4 protein-coding genes are annotated in these 4,967 nt (G+C 66.0%); all 4 read right to left on the bottom strand.

From position 1 onward, the window contains the following. Positions 1 to 264: 264 nt before the first annotated feature. Positions 265 to 741, bottom strand: coding sequence for a hypothetical protein (locus ACESNG_RS00110; RefSeq protein ID WP_373067195.1), 477 nt, complete (start codon positions 739 to 741; stop codon positions 265 to 267). Between the two features lie 12 nt (positions 742 to 753). Then, positions 754 to 2,586, bottom strand: coding sequence for an ATP-binding protein (locus ACESNG_RS00105; RefSeq protein WP_373067192.1), 1,833 nt, complete (start codon positions 2,584 to 2,586; stop codon positions 754 to 756). A gap of 84 nt (positions 2,587 to 2,670) precedes the next feature. Then, positions 2,671 to 3,603: an enoyl-[acyl-carrier-protein] reductase gene (locus ACESNG_RS00100; RefSeq protein ID WP_373061647.1), complete on the bottom strand. Its 933-nt coding sequence runs from the start codon at positions 3,601 to 3,603 to the stop codon at positions 2,671 to 2,673. A gap of 54 nt (positions 3,604 to 3,657) precedes the next feature. Then, positions 3,658 to 4,722, bottom strand: a complete 1,065-nt coding sequence (locus ACESNG_RS00095; protein ID WP_373061645.1) for an L-threonylcarbamoyladenylate synthase — start codon at positions 4,720 to 4,722, stop codon at positions 3,658 to 3,660. Positions 4,723 to 4,967 lie beyond the last annotated feature (245 nt).

Raw genomic sequence — 4,967 nt, 5'->3', positions numbered from 1 at the left:
TCCACGGCAATGGCGCCGCCCTCGCTCGGTAACTCCAGCGTCACGTGCACGCGCGCCCCTTCACTGGCGGTTCGCAGCAACGCGACGAGCTGTCCGAGCGAGGACAGGACCGTCGGCGGCATCCGGGTCAGGTCGACGGAATGGGCCATTGGCTTGAAAACGGCGTGATGGAGCGAGCTGACGTTGCAAGTTTAGTAAACGTGTCGGCGGCGGCAAGTCCACTGTCGAGGTCGCCGTGCCGAGGTCGCTGTGATGAGGTCCAAGTCATGTTGCGACGCGTTCGACGGCGATGCCGAATTCGTCGAAATGCTCCGCCAGCGCGCGCAGCGTGCGCTCGGCGTTCCCACCGTGTCCGCGCAGCGCAGCGAAGAAACGAATCACGGGATTGCCGACGCGTCCACGTTCCGTGAGTGTGACGCTGCAACTGTGCGTGCGATCCTCCGCGTCAGGTTCGATGCCCCATTCCCACTGCAGCTGCGCCTTCGTGTCGTCATCGGTCACGCGTAGCGCGAGCGCATCCGGATCGGTCTCGGTCGCTGCGGTTCGTTCGATCGTCGTCGGTGAAGGCGCCCACTGTTCGTACGCCGTGATATCCGCGAGCAGCGCGCGTACGTCATGCGCACCACGGGCTAGGCGAATCCGACGCACCACGCGATAGTCGGCCGGTGTAACGAGACCACCGACCACGAGCGCGATCAGTCCCGCCGCGATGGCGGCCATGATCACCAGAATCCAGTACATGGCGGCTGGCGCTCAGCTCACGCGCAGCGACTGATCCAGCACCGAACGAACACGTTTGGCGAGGTCGAGCGACGTGAACGGCTTCTGCAGGAAGGTGCGCTCGTCGAGCGACACGCCCTTCAGCAACGCGGCATCGTCCGTGTACCCCGACATGAACAACACGCGCATGCCCGGTCGCATCTGCTCGAGCTGTTCGGCCAGTTCGCGCCCGTTCATGCCTGGCATCACGACGTCGGTCACGAGCACGTCGATGCGTCCGGGAAAGGCGCGCGAGATCGCGAGGGCAGAGTCGCCATCGGCGGCGGTCAGAACGCGATAGCCGCGGCGCTCGAGAGCGGCCGTCGCAACCACGCGCACGCTGTCTTCGTCTTCGGTGAGCAGGACGGTTTCCTCTCCCGTGAGCACCCCGGGCACGTCTTCCTCGGCCGCAAGATCAGTGGGTCGCTCGCCGAGGCGGGGCAGCAGCAGATGGAAGGTGGTGCCGTGTCCCAATGCGCTGTCCACGCGAATCTCGCCACCGGATTGCTCGATCATGCCGTACGCCAGCGGCAGGCCGAGTCCCGTGCCCTTTCCGCGCTCCTTCGTGGTGAAGAAGGGCTCGAAGATGTGTTCACGGACGGCATCGGTCATGCCGACGCCGGTATCGGTTACGCGGACCACGATCCACTCCTGCTGCGCGTCGAGTCCGAAGGTCTGCACCTCCGTGTCGCTCACGCGCGCCGTGGCAATGCGCAGGGTCCCGCCGGAGGGCATCGCGTCACGCGCGTTGCTGGCGAGGCTGAGCATGATCTGTTCGAGCTGGGCCGCGTCGATGCGAATGGTGCCGAGGTCGTGCCCCAGCGTGGTGGAGACCTCGATGTTCTCGCCCATGAGTCGGCGGAGCAGCCGGTCGAGTCCCGGAATGACGGTGTTCGGGTCGAGCACCGTGGGCTGCACGATCTGTTTCCGACTGACGGCGAGAATCTGTCTGGAGAGATCCGTTCCGCGCACGGCGAGTGCACGGATCTCACTTACGTCGGGGCGCACGGGATCGTTTGCCGACATCATGGCGAGCGCGAGATCACAGTACCCCAGCATACCGGTGAGCAGGTTGCTGAAGTCGTGCGAGATACCGCCCGCGAAGGTACCGATCGCTTCCATCTTCTGCGACTGCCGTAGCTGCTCTTCACTACGCGCCAGCGCACGTTCGGCTTCGCGACGCGCAGTGACATCGATGCCCACCGATAGCCAGCTGGCACGTCCGAGGCGTCGCGACGAGGTGGTGATGACGTCCATTTCGAGCAGCCGATCGCTTGCGGTGCGATGCTGCCAGGTGCCGGCGCTCTGCTTCGACTCCGAGAAGGGCAGACGGGCACCGCTGAATCGCGCGTACTCGGTGGGATCGAGCAAGTCGACGATGCGCAGCGAAAGAAACGTGTCGCGATCGTACCCGTATTTCTCGACGGCGGCTTCGTTCACGGCGAGAAGGAGCATCGTGTCCGCGTCCCACGCCCACATAGGCAGCGGATTGGAGTCGAACAAGAAGCGATACCGGCGCTCGCTGTCGGCGAGTGCGGCGTTGCGTCGCTCGACGGTTTCGGCCATCTGGTTGAGCGCCGTGGCGAGCGAACCGATTTCATCGCTCGATCTGATACGCGACCGATGCCCCGCCACGCCGACGGCCAGAGCATGCGCGTCGGCGATCAGCGTTTGCACCGGCTTCGCGATCTTGGTACCGAAATACATCGCGAGGGCAATCGATGCGATCAATGCCCCGCCGAAAATCAACAGGCCCTGCCAGCCGCTGTTCTGCATGGGCATCAGCAGACTGACCAGCATTGGTGGCGTCGACACGACCAACGCCATGCCCAGCAGTCGCGTGCGGAGACCCGTTCCCCGTGGTACCGGCGGAACGTCGTCGTGCGCTGGAGGCGTCCGGTCAGGCACGGGTTACACGCCGTGCGGCTCGCTGCCCGGCGGTTCTACGCCAGGTGGCATCGTGACGGCCATACCCATCGCATGGTATCCCTTGTCCACGTACACCGTAGAGCCCGTGATCCCGCTGGCCAGCGAGCTGGCGAGGAATGCAGCAGTGTTGCCGACTTCCGTCGCGGTGATCGCTTCAGCGAGCGGCGCGTTGGCTTCGCAATACTTCACCATCTTGTCGATGATGCCGATCGCACTGGCCGCGCGCGACGCATATGGACCGGCGCTGATCGTGTTGACGCGCAAGCCGTACTTGCGACCGGCCTCGAACGAGAGCACGCGGGTGTCGCTCTCGAGGGCGGCCTTGGCCGACGACATCCCGCCACCGTAGCCGGGAATGGCACGTTCACTGGCCATGTACGTGAGCGAGCAGACGGAGCCGCCCGGACGCATGAGCGGCGCGAGGCGTTGCACCATGGACACCAGTGAGAACGCGCTCGCGCTGGACGCCGCGAGATAGCCAGCGCGACTGACTTCGAGCAGCGGCTTCTTCACTTCGGGCCCGTTGGCCAGCGAGTGAAAGACGATATCGAGCGATTGGTCGCCGAAGTCGGCCACGATGCGCTGTGCGAGTCCGCCGATCGAGAAGTCGCCCACATCTTTGTAGCGCTTCGATGAGCGCACGTCTTCCGGCGCATCGTCGAGCGCGTCGTAGACGGCGTCGAGGGGATAGATGCGCTCGAAGGTGAGCAGCGATCCATCGCTCAGGCGGCGGGACTCATCCATCTTTCCGCGTTCGAGCATGTTGAGGAAAATGTTGAGCGCCGGCGGCCAGGTGGCGACACAGACCGAAGCGCCGGCCTCTGCGAAGGCCTTGGCGACGGCAAACCCGAAGCCGCCGTCGTCAGCGACGCCCGCCACGAGGGCGCGCTTCCCGGAAAGATCGATGGGTAACATCCCGGCAAGATAGCAGCGAATACCGCCTCCTGACGAGCGCTCAGCGACGAGTGCTCAGCGGGCGGCTCGGGAGAGGCGATCGCGGAGGCCGACCCAGCGGTCATCGGCCGGGGGACGCTCGATCACGATGAGCGCCACGCCGGCCGCGTCGGCCGCGTGCAGGGCGGCGTATAGTTGGCGCGCATACGTAGCGGGGTCATCCGGCATGCGCACGATGGCGTCATCCGGCAGCGGAAGAGTGACCGTACGCAGGAGCGCCGTCACGCCACCGGCTGCCGGATTGCGCGCAGCGAGTGTTTCCGTGAGTGCCGCCATGATTTCCGACTGTTGCTCCGGGTCGAAGAGCCAGACATCGGCGCGCGGCGCATAGTGGCGATCGGACATGCCGGGCGAGCGCTGCGCCAGCGTGCGGTCCGCGTCGCTCGCTGCGGAGACGTTGTGAGACACGGTAGCGATGACGCTTCGCACCGCCACGCCGGTGCCACGCAGGGCACGCTCGAGATCGGCGGCGGAGATCATGCCCGGTCGCAGAATCACGGCGTCGGGGCCGGTGAGGTCGACCACCGTGCTTTCGATGCCCACCGTACTCGGACCACCGTCGAGAATGAGCCCGACGCGGTCGCCCAACGACGCCTGCACGTGCTGCGCTGTGGTAGGACTGACCTGCGTGAACCGATTGGCGCTGGGGGCGGCGATGGGCACGCCAGCGGCTCGGAGCAGCGCCAGCGCCACGGGATGGGACGGCACCCGCACGGCGACCGCATCGAGCCCGGCCGTGGCCGCGTCGGGCACCTGCGGGGCCTTGAGGAGCACCATTGTCAGCGGGCCCGGCCAGAAGGCAGCGGCCAACCAATCGGCGGCGGCGGGCCATTCACGCGTCAGCGCGCGGGCGGCTGCCGCGTCGGCTACATGCGCAATGACAGGATTCCACGCCGGCCGACCCTTGGCGCCGTAAATGGCCGCAACCGCAATCGGGTCGAGGGCATTGGCGCCGAGTCCGTATACGGTTTCCGTGGGGAAGGCGACGAGTCCGCCGCGCCGGATCAGGGCGGCCGCGTGCTCGACGATTACGGGGTCGGGATTATCGGGGTCGAGCTTGAGAAGCGGAGCGTCGGCCATGTTTGAATCTAGCCACTGACCATCGGCAGCCGGGACGCACACCGTTCGGCTTATCCGTGCTTTTCCGCCAAATCCGTCGTGTCCGTGTTCCGGCCGTGGCGATGGTGCCGCTGGGCAGGCGCTCGTGGTGGCGGACAGACCGAAAACAGCCGGAACACGGAGACCGCGGATGACACGGAAAAGCACGGATCTGCTCCGTCTGGGCGACGGTCGCTGTGGGCTAGTCGAAATGGCTACTGCCGTGA

This window comes from Gemmatimonas sp., assembly GCF_041689975.1.
Lineage (GTDB): Bacteria > Gemmatimonadota > Gemmatimonadetes > Gemmatimonadales > Gemmatimonadaceae > Gemmatimonas.
Note: the sequence above shows the minus strand (reverse complement) of the source record. Positions and strands in the feature narration are given on the sequence as shown.

Bases quoted from the DNA above. Each gene is read 5' to 3' on its own strand.
- ACESNG_RS00095 (WP_373061645.1), bottom strand. From the start codon at position 4,722: ATGGCCGACGCTCCGCTTCTCAAGCTCGACCCCGATAATCCCGACCCC.
- ACESNG_RS00105 (WP_373067192.1), bottom strand. From the start codon at position 2,586: ATGGCGTTGGTCGTGTCGACGCCACCAATGCTGGTCAGTCTGCTGATG.
- ACESNG_RS00100 (WP_373061647.1), bottom strand. From the start codon at position 3,603: ATGTTACCCATCGATCTTTCCGGGAAGCGCGCCCTCGTGGCGGGCGTC.
- ACESNG_RS00110 (WP_373067195.1), bottom strand. From the start codon at position 741: ATGTACTGGATTCTGGTGATCATGGCCGCCATCGCGGCGGGACTGATC.